The organism is Microcoleus sp. T2B6, from assembly GCF_036700475.1.
GTDB lineage: Bacteria > Cyanobacteriota > Cyanobacteriia > Cyanobacteriales > Microcoleaceae > Microcoleus.
In genome coordinates this window covers 1-17,859 of the sequence record NZ_JAUBOZ010000082.1, presented here as the reverse complement: position 1 = coordinate 17,859, position 17,859 = coordinate 1, and the positions used below count along the sequence as shown (strand labels likewise).

The 17,859-nt window shown below is 42.9% G+C and carries 12 protein-coding genes and 1 pseudogene; 10 read left to right on the top strand and 3 right to left on the bottom strand.

Going from position 1 to position 17,859, the window contains the following annotated elements; translation table 11 throughout:
• Positions 1–19: 19 nt before the first annotated feature.
• A pseudogene (locus tag QUA00_RS27075) lies at positions 20–880 on the bottom strand (RNA-guided endonuclease InsQ/TnpB family protein); the annotation flags it as partial.
• Positions 881–1,287: 407 nt separating this feature from the next.
• Between QUA00_RS27075 and QUA00_RS27070 the strand changes: the two are divergent.
• The 8 genes from QUA00_RS27070 (at position 1,288) to QUA00_RS27035 (ending at position 11,112) form a co-directional block, all read left to right on the top strand.
• On the top strand, positions 1,288–1,749 hold the full coding sequence (locus QUA00_RS27070; protein WP_333411796.1) for a CBS domain-containing protein: 462 nt from the start codon (positions 1,288–1,290) through the stop codon (positions 1,747–1,749).
• Positions 1,750–1,870: 121 nt separating this feature from the next.
• Entirely contained in the window at positions 1,871–2,545 is a 675-nt protein-coding gene (nblB, locus tag QUA00_RS27065) for a phycobilisome degradation protein NblB (protein WP_333308450.1), read from the top strand.
• A 515-nt stretch (positions 2,546–3,060) separates the two neighbouring features.
• A complete protein-coding gene (locus QUA00_RS27060) occupies positions 3,061–4,347 on the top strand; it encodes a CAP domain-containing protein (protein WP_333143598.1) in 1,287 nt (428 codons plus the stop codon).
• 172 nt (positions 4,348–4,519) lie between these two features.
• Positions 4,520–5,050: an adenylate kinase gene (locus tag QUA00_RS27055; RefSeq protein WP_333411795.1), complete on the top strand. Its 531-nt coding sequence runs from the start codon at positions 4,520–4,522 to the stop codon at positions 5,048–5,050.
• A gap of 24 nt (positions 5,051–5,074) precedes the next feature.
• Positions 5,075–5,464, top strand: coding sequence for a hypothetical protein (locus tag QUA00_RS27050; protein WP_333411794.1), 390 nt, complete (start codon positions 5,075–5,077; stop codon positions 5,462–5,464).
• Positions 5,465–5,746: 282 nt separating this feature from the next.
• Positions 5,747–6,367 (top strand): hypothetical protein, encoded by a 621-nt coding sequence (locus QUA00_RS27045; protein ID WP_333411793.1) that lies wholly within the window; start codon positions 5,747–5,749, stop codon positions 6,365–6,367.
• A gap of 3 nt (positions 6,368–6,370) precedes the next feature.
• The gene (locus tag QUA00_RS27040) at positions 6,371–7,147 is read left to right on the top strand and encodes a DUF1822 family protein (RefSeq protein WP_333411792.1); all 777 of its coding nucleotides are present in this window, start codon (positions 6,371–6,373) and stop codon (positions 7,145–7,147) included.
• Between the two features lie 173 nt (positions 7,148–7,320).
• A complete protein-coding gene (locus tag QUA00_RS27035; RefSeq protein ID WP_333411791.1) occupies positions 7,321–11,112 on the top strand; it encodes a CHAT domain-containing tetratricopeptide repeat protein in 3,792 nt (1,263 codons plus the stop codon).
• Between the two features lie 75 nt (positions 11,113–11,187).
• Here QUA00_RS27035 and QUA00_RS27030 read toward each other — a convergent pair whose 3' ends face one another.
• Together QUA00_RS27030 and QUA00_RS27025 are read right to left on the bottom strand one after the other, a co-directional pair.
• Positions 11,188–11,316 carry a hypothetical protein gene (locus QUA00_RS27030; RefSeq protein WP_333411790.1) on the bottom strand — a complete coding sequence of 43 codons (129 nt, stop codon included), beginning with the start codon at positions 11,314–11,316 and terminating at the stop codon, positions 11,188–11,190.
• A gap of 371 nt (positions 11,317–11,687) precedes the next feature.
• On the bottom strand, positions 11,688–13,694 hold the full coding sequence (locus QUA00_RS27025; protein ID WP_333411789.1) for an NB-ARC domain-containing protein: 2,007 nt from the start codon (positions 13,692–13,694) through the stop codon (positions 11,688–11,690).
• A 655-nt stretch (positions 13,695–14,349) separates the two neighbouring features.
• On the opposite strand from QUA00_RS27025, the gene QUA00_RS27020 reads away from it, so the two are divergent.
• Together QUA00_RS27020 and QUA00_RS27015 are read left to right on the top strand one after the other, a co-directional pair.
• Entirely contained in the window at positions 14,350–16,851 is a 2,502-nt protein-coding gene (locus QUA00_RS27020; RefSeq protein ID WP_333411788.1) for an AAA family ATPase, read from the top strand.
• Between the two features lie 325 nt (positions 16,852–17,176).
• Positions 17,177–17,635, top strand: coding sequence for a hypothetical protein (locus QUA00_RS27015; protein WP_333411787.1), 459 nt, complete (start codon positions 17,177–17,179; stop codon positions 17,633–17,635).
• Positions 17,636–17,859 lie beyond the last annotated feature (224 nt).

Here is a 17,859-nt window from a genome sequence, read left to right as displayed (position 1 = left end):
TGAATTCCCGCCATCCAGCGGAGCTGATTGCTCTGGATAATTTGCGGTTCTTCAGGAGTCCGGAGACGTTTAAATCTTCTAGGGCGATAACTTGGTTCTCGTTTATCACCTTAGTCGATAGTTTATGCAGAAAGTCCTTGCGGATATCTCGCAGTTTTGCTTTGAGTTTCGCCACCTTCAATCGCATCCGTTCACGCCGCTTTGATGTTTTAGAGCGTCGTGATAACTTGCGTTGAGAGCGTCGAATTTTACGGTCTAACTTTGAGTAGCTGGGGCTTGCCACTCGCTCTCCCGTGCTGAGCGCCGCAAAAATTTTTATGCCCAAATCAATACCCACTGCTGGGTTAGAAGCTAGCTTGGTTTCGGGCTGCACCTCAACAACAAAACTAAGGAAGTAGCGCCCTGCGGTGTCTTTAATAACGGTGACTGAACTTGGTTCAGACGGCAGAGGTCGCGACCATTTAGTCTTAATACACCCAATTTTGGCTAAGAAAACCTTGGCAGCTTTGATGCTAAATCCCCCTTTTCGGAAACGGGCTGACTGTCTGTTTGTCCGCTGCTTAAATTTAGGGGGATTAACCTTTTTGCCTTTTCTTTTTCCCTTAATAGATGCGAAAAAGTTGTTCCAAGCTACACCTAAATCAGCAATAGATTGCTGTAATGGGATATTAGAAACCTCGCTCAACCACTCACGCTCTTGGGTCTTTTTGGCTTGAGTAATGCATATTTTTTGCAAATCTCCATTGCTAGGTAGTTTCTCCGATTTCTTACACAGTGCCAGAGCGTCGTTCCATACGACTCTCACACAACCAAAGAGCCTTGCCAGGTCTTTGCGTTGTTGCTCGGATGGATAAATTCGGTACTGGTAGCGTGATTTCATGCTAGTATTGTACACCATATATCCGTACAAACTCATGAAAAAACGATTAGATTTTAGGCTCGAAGACTTTGAATTAGAGATACTTGAAAAATATTGTGTGGCGGTTGGCAGAACTAAGTCTGATGTTCTTAGAGAGTTAATTAGGAATTTGAAAACCAAGAAAAAGCCGTCCTAGAAGGACGGGGCTTGAATCCCATTAATTTTGGTCAGACCCATCGCTCGCCGGAGTCCGGCAAAGGGCAGAATTTTATAGTGCGATCGAAAAAAACAGCAAAATTCTGGCATTCAAGCTTTTTCCTTCCTTCTACTTTCTAACGAATCCCTTCAGCAGAGCTGCCTTTCTTCAGTCTGTGCCGCCCTTTCCCTATATGATCGATTTAGAGCAACAACTCAATCAACCCCTAATCATGCCAAAAACAGTAGCCGATGTAATGAGCCGCGACCCGATTTTGGCGCGACCCGAAATGCCCTTGAACGAAGCGATTAAAATTTTAGCCGAACGACGCATTAGCGGTCTTCCCGTCGTAGATGAGAATGACTTGTTGGTAGGAGTCATCTCCGAAACCGACTTGATGTGGCGGGAAACCGGCGTAACTCCCCCCGCTTACATAATGGTGCTCGACAGCGTAATTTATTTGGAAAATCCCTCTCGTTACGAGCGAGAACTCCACAAGGCTTTAGGACAAACAGTAGGAGAAGCCATGAGTACAGAGCCAGTTACCATCGGGCCCGACAAATCTGTCCAAGAAGCTGCCAAACTGATGCACGATCGCAGTATCCACCGATTGCCGGTGGTCGATTCGGCTGGCAAAGTAATCGGCATCCTCACTAGGGGAGATATTATTCGCTCGATGGCTGCCGAATCTTAAATTAACTGTTGCAGTTCCAGGAGTGTATCAGAAAATGAGTCGATCACTCCTTAAATCTCGCTTGCTTTTGGCAATTACCAATTACCAAATCTAAAATCTAAAATCTAAAATCTAAAATCCGATGAGCATTACCCCTGAGTCTGTCGAACAATTGCTGAATTCCGAGGATTTTGGCGAAAGACTGCGAGCAGTCAACCAACTGCGGCAACTAGAACCCGCGATCGCCTATAAACTAATTCAAATTGCGATCGGCGATAATAACGTCCGGGTTCGCTACGCAGCAGTCAGCCAATTATCAACCCTCGGCACGCAGAATCTACCGAACGCTTTAGAGGTACTGCGAAACAGCCTGAACAACGACCCCGAACCCGACGTGCAAGCAGCAGCAGCCGATGCTTTGGGCGCATTGAAATTAACCGATGCTTTAGAAGATTTGCAGCAAGTTTATAGCAGTACCTCTGAATGGCTGGTGCAACTAAGCATCGTCGCGGCTTTGGGAGAGATGGGAGATCCCAAAGCCTTTCCGATGTTAGAAAATGCCCTGACTTCTGAAAACGAATTAATCCAAACCATTGCCATTAGTGCATTAGGTGAATTGGGAGATAAACGGGCGCTGCCGCTGCTGCTTCCCTACGCTTCCAATGCAGATTGGCAAATCCGTTACAGAGTCGCCCAAGCTTTGGGGCGGTTGGGCGGTGCAGAAGCACAGACAGCTTTGGAAATTCTCGCCAAAGATGAGGTTGATCAAGTTGCTCAGGAGGCTAAAGTCGGACAAGAAAATAGTTTGAAATCTTGAGATTGCTTTTGCGATCCGGAACAACCCTGCGCGGTTGTGAATTGTGAATTAATTTAGAATTTTTTGTGAGGATTCTACTAAAAACTTAGTTTGCGATCGCACACAGAATTCAGAAACCCGGTTTCTTCCTATATTTGTCGTTCCTCTCTGCAAAAATCGTAGAAACCGGGTTTCTAGCCAGCAAGCCAGCGGGCTGGGTGCGCCGCGTAAACCATACTAATCAGGAAAAATCTCAAATCTAAAATCTCAAATCTAAAATTGTATTGATGCCACGGGCGATCGCAAATTCTTGTGAAACTCTCCTTCAAATCGAGCGTACTCTTCCCTTTTCCAATCAGAGCCAGCCTCTTGACATCCCCACTTTGAGAACAGCTATAATCAAAATAAATACAGCAGCGGCAGGGATTAACACAATTATTCAATTGTGCCGGGCCAGCTAGCGATCGGGGAAACTATCGTTAAGAGGGTAAGTCATCTACCAGCAAAAAAAACTCTTAAAACTCTTGAACGTCCCCATGCTTGAACAACTACAAAATTCCGGTTATCAGTCCTCTGACATTTTAATAGGAGAGCGATCGGTCTCTCAAGTTGCACCAACTTCAACCACCAATCAAAACTTTATTAACAGAGTTTTAGAACTTACCAACATCGAACGCAGCAAATTAGGTTTGTCCCCGCTAACCTTAAATACTCAGTTACTAAATGCGGCGGGAAATCACAGCCAAAACATGGCACTGCAAGACTTCTTTTCCCATACCGGAAAAGATGGTTCGTCATTAGGAAGTCGGATTTCTGCAACGGGCTATCAATTCTCAGCGGCCGCAGAAAACATTGCTGCGGGTTCTTCTACACCCGAACAAGTTGTATCATCGTGGATGAACAGCAGCGGCCACCGGGCTAACATTCTTAACCCGAATCTCAAAGAAATTGGCATCGGTTACTATTTCTTAGCCGATGATACTGGCACAGAAAATTGGAATCACTATTGGACGCAAGTTTTTGCGACTTCTCTTGACGGTAGTGTCAATCCCGCACCTACTCCCACACCTACTCCCACACCTACTCCCACACCCAACACTATATCTATTACTTCGCCAATACCCAATGCTACAGGGGACGGCAGCCCGACACAAGCACCCAAAAATACAGCCAGTGGCGGCAATTATTTCCTATCAGATAGTGCCGATACTCAAATACCAGCAAATGCTGCGGGATTGCCAATTTTTGCCCTTTCCGGCAAAGATAATATCACCGGGGGAGAAGGTGTTGATAGCATTAATGGAATGCAAGGTGCGGATACAATTAATGGCGCAGGAGGCAATGACAGCTTATCCGGCGGCAAAGAATCCGATTTAATTGATGGCGGTGTTGGCAATGATTTTATCAGCGGCAACAATGATAACGATCGACTAATTGGATCTGACGGTAACAATACTATCCGTGGCGGAAAAGAAGATGATGTCTTGATTGGCGGTAACGGCGACGAGTTGTTGGCGGGCGATCGCGGGCAAGATATGCTGACGGGCGGCGGCGGAAATGATACGTTTATTTTAGCCGGAGGTTTGTCTGCTTCGGCTACTTTAATTGGGGCGGATGTGATCGTCGATTTTGGGGCTGGGGATAAAATTGGTTTGACTGACGGTATCGGATTTGCAAACTTGACTTTTGAAGCTGTGAGTTTGCAGTTGGATGGAGGTGCAAGCGTCGCATCTACGGCGATTAAGTCGGGTACCAGTTATCTGGGCATCGTGCAGGGTGTAAGTGAAAGTCAGCTTACATCTTCTGTTTTTGTCAACGCCTAAAAAACATCATATCCAGATTCCCGACTCCTCCAAGAAGTCGGGAATCTAAAAACAAGAGCGCTTTACGTTGAATTTGGAGAGGATAATCAAGGGGGCTATTTTGATAGATTGATTATTATAGTAATAATATCAAGTATTGCTACAAACTGCATCATTCATAAGAGGGATAACTATGAAAAAAGTAGCGGTGTTTGGCAACGCTGGAGGCGGTAAATCAACTCTCAGCAAGAGATTATCAGAAATCACTGGTTTGCCACTTTACCCCTTGGATAAGATTCAATATAAATCTGGGGGCGCTGAGGTTCCAAACGAAGAATATAAGCGTATCCATGAGAAAATTTTGGCTACTGACCGATGGATTATAGACGGTTTTGGTTGTATGGAAACCGTCTGGCTTCGACTCAACGAGGCGGATAGTCTGGTTTTTGTCGATCTGCCCCTATACGTGCATTTCTGGTGGGTGACTAAACGGCTGATTACAGGTAGCTTTAGGCTACCAGAAGGCTGGCCTGACAAGAGTCCGATCTTGAAGAGTTCAATTAATAGTTACCGCGTTCTTTGGTTGTGTCACAAGTATTTGACTCCCAGATATCGCGAGTATGTCGATCGCGCCCAAAATACCAAAAGTGTTTATCACATCAGATCCACTGAAGAGATTTCACAATTTTTTGCATCGATAGTGCAAATGACTAATGACTGTTGACTGTTGACTGTTGACTGTTGACTGTTGACTGTTGACTGTAACGATACTATTCGCGGCGGCAAAGAAGATGATATCTTGATGGGCGGTAACGGCGAGGATTTGTTAGCGGGCGATCGCGGGCAAGATATGCTGACGGGCGGCGGCGGAAATGATACGTTTATCTTAGCAGGAGGTTTGTCTGCTGCGGCTACTTTAATTAGTGCCGATGTGATTACCGATTTGGCGATGGGGGATAAAATTGGTTTGACTGACGGTATCGGATTTGCAAATTTGACTTTTGAATCTGTGAGTTTGCAGTTGGATGGAGGTGCAAGCGTCGCTTCTTGGGCGATGAAGTCGGGGAACAATTATTTGGGAATCGTGCAGGGTGTAAGTGAAAGTCAGCTTACGGTGATCGTTTTTGTGAATGGATAATTGGGAATAACGAGTTTACATTTTAGATTTTAGATGGGAGGACAAATCTCAAATCTCAAATCTATGTAGGGTGCGCACTGCGCACCTTACTAATTATGTATGGTGCGCCAACTCGTTGAGCTACAAAAGAGCTAATTTTTTTTCGGAGGGAAGGTTTTAGGAAATAATAGAAATAATAGAATTTATCCCTTTTGAGTTTCCGTATCTATGGATGACCAACTGTACCGCCTGATTGTAGATGTATGCCAGTACCCTTTGAAAAGCCCGAAAAGGCGAAAGGCTATGAATCTGCTGCTCGTTGAAATTCAAATATTACCGGGATTAACTAAATCGACCCACCCAGACTACTTAGACGCTTTAAATCGTACCTTTGAATGGGTAAACCGACAACTATGTCAAGACTTTAATCCTAATAAACCCTTGATTCAAAAGCGCTTACTGCAATGGGTCAACAGTTACCTCCGCTGGCGAATTAGAGATTTAAAGTTACAAGGAAAGGGCGAGCGCAGTTTGGACGCACCTATTGGAGACGGTAAAACCGAAACTTCCCTGCTGGAACTTCTACCAACAACAGGTTTTGAGATTCCCACGCGCAGTGGACTTGACGGTTATATTGAACAAATAGAACGAGAACAACAACAGCAGGTTGGTCTAAAATTGGAACAGTACGTCGAGCAAGATCCAAAGGAAAAACTGCGGAATTGCCATCCTCAAACCTATCCAACTTGTAACTGCCAATTACTCAGTTCCAGAGTCCTGCTAAAAAACCCACCAGATAAGTTTAGCGCGATCGCCAGAGAACATAACATCAACTACCAAACTCTAAAATCTCATTGGGAAAGGAACTGTCGCCCTTTACTCCAGGCGATCGCTCTAGAGCTAGGATACCAAAAAGAGGTTTGAACAATGAACAGCACAGAAGCCCCCCGATTGAAAGTTCCCCTCGGTAGCGAAGCTCACCGTCTGGCCAGGCAATTAACAACTGAAACGCTGCAACTCGCTCCCGCATCAACCAAGGGGGAAGCGGCTAAGCGAGTTTACCTCAATACATTAGCTGTTTATGCCGTTTACAGTTACTTGAAGTGGCAAGCGTATGAACCCCAGCTAGAGCAAGGGGATAGCTGGCAGCCTATAGTTTGTGCTCGATGGAATGTCGCCGATCTGGTACTCCCAGGAATCGGTAAGTTGGAGTGTCGTCCTATGTGGTTCGGGGAAAGTGCGATCGCCATTCCCTTAGAAGCGACAGAAGATCGGATTGCCTATGTAGCCGTTCAGTTTGAAGAACAATTAAACTCGGCAAAACTGTTAGGATTTGTACCATCAGTAGAGGGTTTAGAAATACAAATCGCTAATCTTCAAACCCTTGATGATTTCGTAGATTATTTAGAGCGACTGGAGTTAGCTAATAGTTTTTTGCTCGGTGGCGATCCTGTTGCAGTGCAAGTGAGAAATGTACTCAATACTCGACCTTTAGCAGAGATTGTTGCCCAACTAGATCGCATTTATTGCAACGAGCCCGAAGATGAAAGAGCCTATGCTGTTAAAGACGTTTTTACAGGTGAGGGAATTTATGCAGCCAGCGATCGGGAATTGGAGGAAGATATTGGAGGGGACGATCGGGAAATCGAGTTATTAGAATTAGCTGAAGAATTGCTAGAAAAATTAACAGAGATTTGGAGTTAATACCAGGTCCTGTTAAATAGATATAATTCCTGTAGGGGCGGGTTCGCAAATGTCTCCAATACAAATAAGAAATCTCATAAACCCGCCCCGATCGCTCTCGGTAGGCAATCCACCGAATTCGAGCTAAAGGTAATTCCTAGAAAGCCGGCTATTTAGCAAATAGGATATCGGAAATGAACGCTAAAGAACTTGATGAACAGCGACAACAAGCTTATTTCGATTTTCTGATGAAGTTACTGCTGGTAGCAGCACAAAGTGAAGGAAATCAGACGCTATTTTACCCCTTATTGCTAGAAAATATAGAGCTATTAAATGAAGAATTTGCTCTCTATTTGCGACTTAAAGTCAATGATTTTTATAAGGAATATGAATTTCAACAGTGTTTAACATTAGCAGCAATTCTTACTCTAGTAGCCGAGGCAATTCAGAAGTTCCCTCAAGGTTCCCAGGCGAATAACTTAGAAATTGCGATCGCCGGTTACGAAGCAGCCTTACCAATTTTAAGCCATCATGAAAATCAGCTAATTTGGGCGGCTGCTCAGAATCATTTAGCCACTGCTTACCTAAATAGAATTCGGGGATCTCGCGCTTTTAACATCGAGCGTGCTATTCAATCTTATCAAAATACCTTGCAAGTCCACACTCGCATGAATTTACCCGCAGAATGGGCGGGAATCCAAATGAATTTGGGAAATGCTTATTCAAATCGGATCGAAGGCTCTCGCGCCGACAATATCGAGCAGTGTATCGAGTATTATAAAGCTGCCCTGGTTGTTTATTCTCCCGAAGCATTTCCCGTACAGTGTGCGGATATACAAAATAATCTGGGTGTTGCTTATAAAGAGCGAATTTACGGCAATGTCTCTGACAACATAGAGCAAGCAATTCAATGCGATCGAGCCGCACTGCAAATCTTTACTTATGAGGCATTTCCCGAACAGTGGGCGAGAGTATCTGGTAATTTAGCAATTACTTATCAAGAGCGAAGCCAGGGAGAATTCGCAGACAATATAGAACGATCGATTGCTATCTTGCAATCTATTTTGCAAGTAAATACCCGCGAAGCTTTCCCCTATAAATGGGCAAATACTCAAGTGAATTTAGGCGCGGCTTACTTTCGGAGAATTCAGGGTAAACAGGCTCACAACATAGAGTTAGCTATTACTTGCTATGAAGCAGCTTTACAAGTTTTAACCAAACAGGAATCACCTCAGCTATGGGCGGGTATTCAAAACAATTTAGGTGTTGCTTACAGTCAACGAATTAAGGGAGAGAAAGCTGACAATTTAGAGCAAGCGATTCACTGCTACAAAGCAGCTTTAGAAATCAGAACAGTTTCAGAATTGCCGATCGACTGGGCCGAAACTGAAGATAATTTAGGCAGTGCTTATTTAAGGCGCATTCGAGGAGATCGCGCGGACAATTTGGAACAAGCAATTCAACACTACCAAGCTGTTTTGCAAGTTCGGAATCATCAAGAATTGCCCCAACTGTGGGCGCAAACTCAAAACAATCTGGGCAATGCTTATCTTGACAGAATTCGGGGCGATCGAGCCGACAATATCGATCGAGCAATTACTTGCTACCAAAGTGCATTGCAAGTTTATTCTCGCGAGGAAACGCCTCAGTCTTGGGCCGATACGCAAATGAATTTAGGCAATGCTTATTGTGACAGAATTCTGGGCGAGCTAGCTACTAATATAGAGCGGGGAATCCAATGCTATCAAGGAGCATTATTAGTCTACACCCGCGAAACACATCCTTTAAATTGGGCGAAAATCCAACAAAATTTGAGCAATGCTTATCGGGACAGAAATCCGGGCGATCGAGGAGAGAACCTAGAGCAAGCCATTGGCTATTCTCAAGCTGCTTTGCAAGTCTATACTCAAGAATCAGATCCCTATAACTGGGCTAATGCACAACTACTTTTGGGAAATGCTTATGCAGAACGAGTGAAGGGAGTGCGGGATGAAAACTTGAAAGCAGCCATCGAGCGCTATCAAAAAGCTTTACAAGTAAATACTCGCGAAGCATTACCAGAAAATTGGGCCATGACTGCGAACGACTTGGGAAGGGCTTATGAAAAATTAGGAGAAACAGAAAAAGCGATCGCTCATTTTAAATTAGCTTTAGAAATTTACACTCCTACAGCCTTTCCCCGCGATTGTTTGCGAGTAGGAAGAAACCTCGGAGATAGTGCTTTTAAAACTCAACAGTGGGCGAAAGCGATTGAAGGTTACAGTCGAGCTATTGAAGCAGTAGAAACTAGCCGTTCTTGGATTGTTAGCGAACAGCGGCGGCAGGAAATTTTAGAATCTGCCTTTCATGTTTACGCTAATACAATAGAAGCTTGCGTCAACGAGCGACAGTTAGATAAAGCCATTGAATGTGTAGAGCGATCGCGCTCCCAACGCCTCGTAGATTTAATGGCAAGCAATGACATTTACTCAACAGAATCAATTTCACCAGAAATTCAAACATATTTGCAGCAGTATGACAGTTTGCAACAACAAATAGATTCCTACCGCTATCCTCAGTTATCTAAGAGTCAGCAAGAATTCACGACGATTAAAATTAGCACTCGTTCCCGTGCTGTTCTGGCTGCTACTAATGAATCTATCGCCCGGTTGGAAGCTCAGAAACAGCAAGTTTGGGAACAACTCAGGAGCTTAGATCCGGTGCTGGCTGGAGAAATTAAAGTAGCAACTCCTAACTTAGCCGATATTCAAAAACTAATTGATTATCAAACAACAGCTATCCTGAGTTTCTACACAACTCAGGAAAATACTCATATTTTTGTTATCAAAAAAGATCAAATTTCTTGCCATACTTGTTTAAAGAAAGAAGTAAATTTGCAAAATTTGGTTCTTAATAACTGGTTGATTCCTTACGTCCAAAACAAAGGATACTGGGAAAAATCGCTGCCAGCAACCCTCTCAGAATTAGCAAATAGACTTGACATAGAAACGCTCGTTGACGATCGCCTGAGCGGCATTGAAGAACTGATTGTAATCCCTTATCTTTACCTGCATTCAATTCCCTTTAGCGCCCTACCTGTTGGCAACGGTCAATATCTAGGAGATAGATTTCTAATACGCTATGCCCCAAGTTGCCAAATTTTGGAATTTTGCCAAAAACGCTCTCAAACCGGAATCCAACTGAGGTATGGAACGGTAGAAGATGCGACGGACGACCTACCTTGCGTCAGTTTTGAATGTTCTCAACTCGCTCAAATCTATAGCATTCCTGAAGAACGACGGCTACGGGGTAGCAGTCAAGCAACTGTTAGCAACTATCGGCGCTTGGTAGAGCAAGTTTCCGGTCTTCATTCTAGTCATCATGCCCAATCTCGCTTTGATAATCCTTTAGAGTCAAAGCTTTTCTTAGCTGATGGGGCAATTACTCTAGGGCAACTTTTGACTCCGGCTTGGAGGTTGCCCAATTTAGAGGATGTTTTCCTTTCTTGTTGTGAGACAGGTCTTGGTTTAACTCAAATAACAGATGATGTTCTGACTCTTTCCACGGGATTCTTATGTGCGGGTGCGAGAAGTGTTATCAGTACCCTTTGGGCTGTTGAGGATTTAGCAACCGCACTATTTTCTATTTTTTACCATCAACACCGACAGCAAGGAAAAAGTCGCATTGTCTCTCTACAACAAGCCCAAGAAAAGTTGCGATTGCTCAGCGGTCAAGCCCTGGCTGAATACGAGCCGCAGCTAATACCATTACTTGAGAGTAAATTTATAGCCGCCGAAAAAGCACGTAAAGCAGCTAAAGAAAGCCGCGATCGCGAAGTCAAAGGAAGTGAAGCTTATATCAACTGGTACGACGAATACAAGCAGCACCAAAAAGTAGCAGAACGCCTCCGAAATACCAAGAAGCAATTCAAAGGTGCGATCGAGAAATCTCTTCCCTTCTCTCACCCCTTATACTGGGCCGCTTTCACCTGTTCCGGCTTGCGTTAACTCAAAAGACTTGCATTGCATTCATTCGATCGCTCTTCTTAAAATTATGTGCGTTTATCTGTGTTTATCTGCCTTTCATCTGCGATCGATAGATCGATCGCAGCGACGCACGCCTGTGCGATAAATCCCGCGCAGATCCTCGCGGGCACCAGGCGGGCACGGGGCCGCAGCCCCCACAGAAATCGGATTCCAGAGATTTTTCATTTTTTTTCCAAAAACCTGCATAATTTTTCGACTGCGCCCTGGTTAATTAAAAAGCGCAGTTGGCCAACTCGCTTCTCTAAAAATTTTTGATTCACCTTAACGGAGAAACGAGCAATGACAGCATATTATCAAGTCCTATCCCATCCCCCGCTAGGAGAGATTTTTCAGCCTCAAAGCAAAAAAAGTGGGGATGAAGATGACGATCCCATTGTTCCCCCTAACCTTCGCTAGTTATCTCTAAATCTTAGTTTAGGAGGCAGAAACCGGGTTTTTTTACAAAAAGAGTAGGCTATAGCCTTTAATCTCGATAAAAAACCCGGTTTCTTTGGTATTGATGCGATCGCCAACTAAATCTCTAATTTTAGAGACTGCTAATTATGGGGAAAATTCAAGCGCTGGCGTGCTGTGATTTTCCAAACATCTAATTCTGGCAGTCTCCAATGCGCTCCTTGAGGTTGCTTGTCGCTTCGATCGCATTTCAGAAAATCCTCATAATAAACTAATGCCTCTTGGATATTTCCTTGAGCCTCTTTCACTTGTGCCAAAATATAATAAGTCGGTGAGTGAAGATTATTTAGCTCGATCGATTTCACAAGCTGTAACTGCGCTTCCTGATAGCGATTTTGCAGGAAGTAAGCCCATCCCAGATTTTTGTGCAAAGCTGCTAGAACCAGATCGTCTTTGACTTTATCCAAAATCTGCAATATCAGGTTAATTGCTGTCTCCACATTTCCCGATATAATTTCCAAACGTGCTAAATTACTAATAGCTGCATAAGCCCCTCGCTTGTTAAATCCGGTGGCGATTTGATAGTGAATTCGTGCCTTAAATAAATCTTGCAACTGTTCGTAAGTAGCTCCTAAGTTATAGTGAGATGCGGCTAAGTCAGGATTGAATCTGATGGCTTGGGTCAAGTAAGCTTTGGCAGTTTGGAACTCTCCTGATAAATACTTTTTATGACCCAGTTGATTGAGATATTTGGCAATTAATTGATGAGTTATGTATTTCTTTACTTCAGGATTCAGGATAAAACTATCTTCTACTACTTCAGAACTTTTTACTAAAATTGCTTGTTTGATGAGCGATTCTAAAGCGGGTTGCACATCTGATATTTCTCCAGCAACGGCTAGATTTGATTTCAAATCATTTGTGCTGACGGGTTTAGTTCTTAAGGCCAAGCAACAGAGCAGGTAAATTTCTGTATCTGATAAATCGGCGCTGATTTTTTGCAAAAAATCTCGCAGAATCTGCTGTATAACTAAGGTAGTCTGCTGGATAAATTGGGTGAAATTTCCAGAAAATAAGTCAGCAAAGTTAGCGGCAACTATGTTTAAAAGTAAGGGATTGCCACCGTATAATTGGATCATTTCTGAAAATGAATTGTTTTCGTTACTGCTAGAAAACTTTTTGGCTGAATAGATAATTTTTTGGGCGCTTTGCTCGTCTAAGCCATTTAGCTGTAATACTTTAATCGGTAAACTTTGTTCCCTGAGCAAAGTTATTTCTAGGGGTTGATGCCAACTGGTGATTAGCAAACAACTTTGATTTCCTGATGTTACTATTCGTTGGAATAAGTCTGCATAATTTTCGTATCCTTCTTGATAGTGATCGCTCTTTTGAAGAATGCTATCAAGTTCATCCAATACTAACAAACACCGTGAGGAACTTAGGTATTTGAGCAATAAAGAGATTCTCTTTTCGGTATTCTCTGGTAAGTCGGTTACTGACTGGGGAGACAAGGATTGAATTAAATCGAATAAGATATTTGGCATGGGCGGGCGTTCTTTGAGCGATCGCCAAATGCAATAATCAAACTCATCCTGAATTTGTTGTAGTGCGGTGACAGCCAATGCGGTTTTGCCAATTCCTCCGATTCCGAGTAGTGCTACCAATCGGGAACTATCGTTGACTATCCATTGCTTTAAAGTGGCAAGTTCAGCACTACGACCGTAGAAAATAGGGACATCCGGCGCTTCACCCCAGTCGATACGGGGGTGTGTTTTAGCATTTGCTATCTCTGGGGAACTAACTTCGCGGATGGGCGGGGTAGCGTCAACACTGACGGCAGACTGTGCCGTGTCATTTTTAGCAGGAGTCCCATCGCTGGCTGTAGCATTACTAAAATTAGCGATTTGCTGTTGATACTGTGAAATGAGGATTTGCTGTAACCTAGCCAGTTTTCCTGGGCCGCGACCCATAATCTGAAATTTTTTGTAAACTTCTCCGAGTCTTTTTTGAAGCGCGTCTTTGCTGACACCGAGTTCTTGTGCGATCGCATCCATCGATTCGCCTTGGATGGCTCTGGAGAGTGCGTCAAATTCGTTGTCGGAAATACCAAGTTTGGTGGATAGATTTCTTAAAAAGTTTTGGGGAATCATTGTATTAATGTAGTACAAAATGTCATTTTATATAAGATTTGGCTGGTACAGGAGGGGGTGGGCGATCGCCTTTGGTAGTCATCACCTTTGTTTTTTTTACGAAAATCCTCCGCTCGAAGCCGACAGATAAGCGTAAAAAACCCGGTTTCTTTGGTATAAATGCGCCCAGGATTGCGATCGCCCTTGGTGTCCACAACCTCTCCGCCTTGCTCTCTAATTGTATCCGCCTTTTCTCATTTTACTGAGATAAATGCCCGCGATCTATCTTACGACAGGGATAGCAGAATAGCTAGACTCTCGTCAATGACCGAGCTGCTAGCCCGCTGCTGGGCTGGCATCAAATATAGCGTATTTGTGGGGCTAAGCCGTGAATTATCGAGCGTTTGAGGGTGTAGGGCTTCGCTGTATAACAAGGCTGAAGTGGGTAAGCGACCTATCCCTCCCGGCGCTTTTCTCTTTTTAATGAGATATTTTACTCAGATACTTGACGTTGGCAGAAAAAGCAGTTAGGCTAAATCTCAGTTAACTGATTAGGCGATCGGGGCGGTTGAGGGCCAGATACTTTGGCAGATGGCAAACTTTCCCGTGGGTGTCTGCATAATTTTTTGACTTTCCCCTGGTTAATCTTTGAACGACTACAAAAAGGAAAAAATCAATGCGTCTTACAAAACTCTTCATCCGGTTCTACAAATCTTTCAATTACGATTACCTCAGAAAGATCCAGCCAAATGCAAAGCCTCAACCTTGGGATTATATGGATGAGAAATTCTACCCTTATGTTCAAATTCGGATCGATCGCGAAATAACGACAATTGTTGGAGCAAATGAGTCTGGCAAGTCACATCTCTTAAAAGCCATCGAAAAAGGAGTTTCTGGTCAAGATATTGAACTTGGAGATTTTTGTCGTTATTCACAATTTCGTTCAGGAAAACAAGGTGAGTTAAAATTTCCCGATTTCGGATACGAATGGTCAGATTTAACACCTGAAGATCAAAAAAATATTCGTTCTGCTGTTCCTAACATCCCTACTACAACTGTCTTCGATCGGATTCTGATGTTTCGCAGAAATAAAGATGATTTAAAGTTATATATACCAGATGGTGAATCTAAATTTACGGATTATCCAGTTAATTCCGATAATTCAGCCAAGTTTCAAGACTATCTACCACACATTTTTAGGATTGATTCAAAAGTCGGACTTCCAGAAACAGTACCCCTACGAAAAATTATTAATTTTGCCAAAAACCTAAAATCCGAGCCTCCAAACGTTTCAACTCTAGAGCGTCAGCAAAGAACAGAACTAGACAAACTGCTTAATGTTATTGCTGCTAAGCCTCGGTCATCTACACCCCGTCCTCAATTAGACAGACCAGAGGCAGAGGAAGATCTATCCAGAGCAATTCATGATGTAATGACACAATCTGGAATGAGTGAAGAAGAAGCTGATGAGCGGAAAGGTGAGGTTAAACTAGCTCACGATCTTATTTGTAAAGTAGCCAAGATTGACCCAAAATTTTTGGAAGAATTAGACAAGTCCTCCAAGCGAGGAGAGGTAGGAAATAATGAGGGTATTATTACAACGATAAATAAAGCCCTAGAAGAAAGCCTTAATTTTCCTAAGTGGTGGGTTCAAGACAGTGATTTCAAGTTGGTAGTATCACCCAGCGAATATGATTTAAAATTTGCTATACTCGATAAAACTGGTACAAAGTATTCGTTTCGGGAAAGAAGCGAAGGACTCAAGCATTTTCTAAGCTACTATATCCAGTATCGCGCCTATGAGTCACATGGCAAAAATCCTGAAATTGTTTTAATGGATGAACCAGATGCTTTTTTATCGAGTCAAGCACAACAGGATTTACTGAAAATATTTGAGGCATTTTCAAAAGGTGAAAATGGCAGACCTCCCGTTCAAGTAATTTATGTTACTCACTCTCCTTTTCTCCTCGATAAGAACCACCCAGAACGGATTCGCGTTGTGGACAAAGGTGTAGAGGATGAGGGAACACGGGTCGTTAAAGATGTAGATCAAAATCACTATGAACCACTCAGATCAGCTTTTGGAGCTTTCGTCGGAGAAACGACTTTTATTGGTAACTGTAACTTAATGGTTGAAGGTCTTGCCGAGCAAATACTAATTACAGGAGCAGCAACATACTTGCGGTCTCGCGATGTGTCAGATGGAGAAACACTTGACCTGAACCATATAACTATTATTCCCACAGAGGGCGCATCTCATATACCTTACCTTGTTTATTTAGCTCGTGGGCAAGGTATTGATCTACCACCAGTAATTTTACTGATGGGCAGCGACCAAGAGGGTAATAAGGCGAAGCAGAGACTAAAAGAAAATGAGTTGTTAAACGAAAAATTTATCCTGCAAATTGGTGACATCCGATCAGGGTTTACTTTCGATGAAAGAATTCAAGTAATTAAGCTTGAAGATATCATCCCATTACCAATTTGTGTCAAGGCTGCTCAAAGATATGCAGAAAAAATATGTTCAGCTAGCAAAGATATTCTTGATTTGATTACAGAGGTTGATATTCAGGCAAAATTGCTGGAATGCAAAACAGTCTTTAAGGCAATAGAGCAACTTTTCAATGATCTATCCGAACCAGGTTTATATATTGAGGAAGTTGGATTTGCCAGAAATGTAATTGATACAATCTATGAGCTAGAGAAGCAGAAAAAATCTACCAAGGAAATCAAAGAGTTTGAACAAAATTTCAAACATTTATTCGAGCTGATAAACCGTTGCCAGAGCCGAGCAAAGAAAGAGTTAAAGGAACAAAAAATCTCCCAGAAAATTGATGCTAGTAAGAAAGAATTTATTATGGACAAACCTAGCTCTGCTAAACGTGGAGAAGCCAAAAATCGTCTTTACGCTATGAAATATATTTTGGAGGATGCTAAAGACAGTAAAGAAAGCAATGCTGCTAAAGAAGCCATTCAGAAGCTTTTGGAGGATTATAAACTTGAGTCTGAGCCAAGCAAGCCTATAGATGACTATGAGCAATTTAAAGAAAGTCTAGAGCAAATTAAATATGCAGGACGGCTCGCGAGTCAAAAAGAGGATGAGGATTTTACCTCTACACAATCTTCAGAGCCGGAACATCAGCCACCAAGCAAATCTCAAAAGGGTTTCGGTAAATAAACTTTATCAGGAATTGTCTAATATGCAGAGTTACGGTTGGATTGACAGTCGAGGTCGTAGTCATGGAGATTGGTGTCGTCAAGTATTTTGTCGAGTTACTTGCAAATGGTGTGGTCAGATAGCCTGGTATTTTGAGTGTTCACATGGCTCGAAAGTTTACTTTCATGATGTACCTTGGAAAGGCGGCGAATGGAATTCTAAGTGTCCCAATAGTATGTCGAAACCTCAAAATTAAGTCAAGAAGGACGAGCCTACTTCTATACCCTTTGTTATGCCTAAATGAAGGCAATGCTACTCAATTTAATCAACGGTTATTTTGAACAACATGAAATCCAGTTCAATCACGCAAATCAGTGGTACTTCTGGCCAATTTGTCGGCGTGATTGCTGTCCAAACCAGTGGCAACCTGACTATTAAAATTGTCGGCGATACCTTACAAACTAAATCTGAAGAATTTTTTGGATTAGAAACTAAAGAAATTGTCGTTCCGATTCAAGATGTCAAAGCAGTTGAAATTGGAGAAGGCTGCACTTGGTGGCTGTTTTGGCTAGGAATTTGTACCCTCTGGTTCTTCATTGGCATTATTTTCATTGTTTTAGCCTTTGTTGTCAAACAGCGCTATATTGCCATTTACACCACAAGAACCAATGTAATTCTGTTTTATAGAAAAACTGAACGGGTAGAACAGTTTAGAAATGCGGTTATAGAAGCTTGTCGTCCTAAACCGAGCTATATTCCCCGACCTTCTCAATCTCCCCCACCACCACCTTCTTTGCCAAAGTGATTGACAGTTGGCTAAATTTATGAGCCTCAGTTATTATCGCTTTCCATCCACATATAGCAGTCGCTTTCGGTGGCTATTGACAATTTTGAATATAGTCGTGGGCTGGGGGCGGGTTTTGACAATTTGTTGCTGGGTGTCAAAGATACAGGCGAACCCGCCCCTTGTATCTTAAAAGAGTCAGGCGATAGATCGCTACGTCAGTCAGTGGATCGTTACACCAAGCA

Excerpts from the sequence above, each read along its gene's own strand:
- QUA00_RS27035 (WP_333411791.1), top strand. The coding sequence starts at position 7,321 with ATGAACGCTAAAGAACTTGATGAACAGCGACAACAAGCTTATTTCGAT.
- QUA00_RS27040 (WP_333411792.1), top strand. The coding sequence starts at position 6,371 with ATGAACAGCACAGAAGCCCCCCGATTGAAAGTTCCCCTCGGTAGCGAA.
- QUA00_RS27015 (WP_333411787.1), top strand. The coding sequence starts at position 17,177 with ATGAAATCCAGTTCAATCACGCAAATCAGTGGTACTTCTGGCCAATTT.
- QUA00_RS27060 (WP_333143598.1), top strand. The coding sequence starts at position 3,061 with ATGCTTGAACAACTACAAAATTCCGGTTATCAGTCCTCTGACATTTTA.
- QUA00_RS27030 (WP_333411790.1), bottom strand. The coding sequence starts at position 11,316 with ATGAAAAATCTCTGGAATCCGATTTCTGTGGGGGCTGCGGCCCCGTGC.
- QUA00_RS27025 (WP_333411789.1), bottom strand. The coding sequence starts at position 13,694 with ATGATTCCCCAAAACTTTTTAAGAAATCTATCCACCAAACTTGGTATT.
- nblB (WP_333308450.1), top strand. The coding sequence starts at position 1,871 with ATGAGCATTACCCCTGAGTCTGTCGAACAATTGCTGAATTCCGAGGAT.
- QUA00_RS27045 (WP_333411793.1), top strand. The coding sequence starts at position 5,747 with ATGAATCTGCTGCTCGTTGAAATTCAAATATTACCGGGATTAACTAAA.
- QUA00_RS27070 (WP_333411796.1), top strand. The coding sequence starts at position 1,288 with ATGCCAAAAACAGTAGCCGATGTAATGAGCCGCGACCCGATTTTGGCG.
- QUA00_RS27020 (WP_333411788.1), top strand. The coding sequence starts at position 14,350 with ATGCGTCTTACAAAACTCTTCATCCGGTTCTACAAATCTTTCAATTAC.
- QUA00_RS27055 (WP_333411795.1), top strand. The coding sequence starts at position 4,520 with ATGAAAAAAGTAGCGGTGTTTGGCAACGCTGGAGGCGGTAAATCAACT.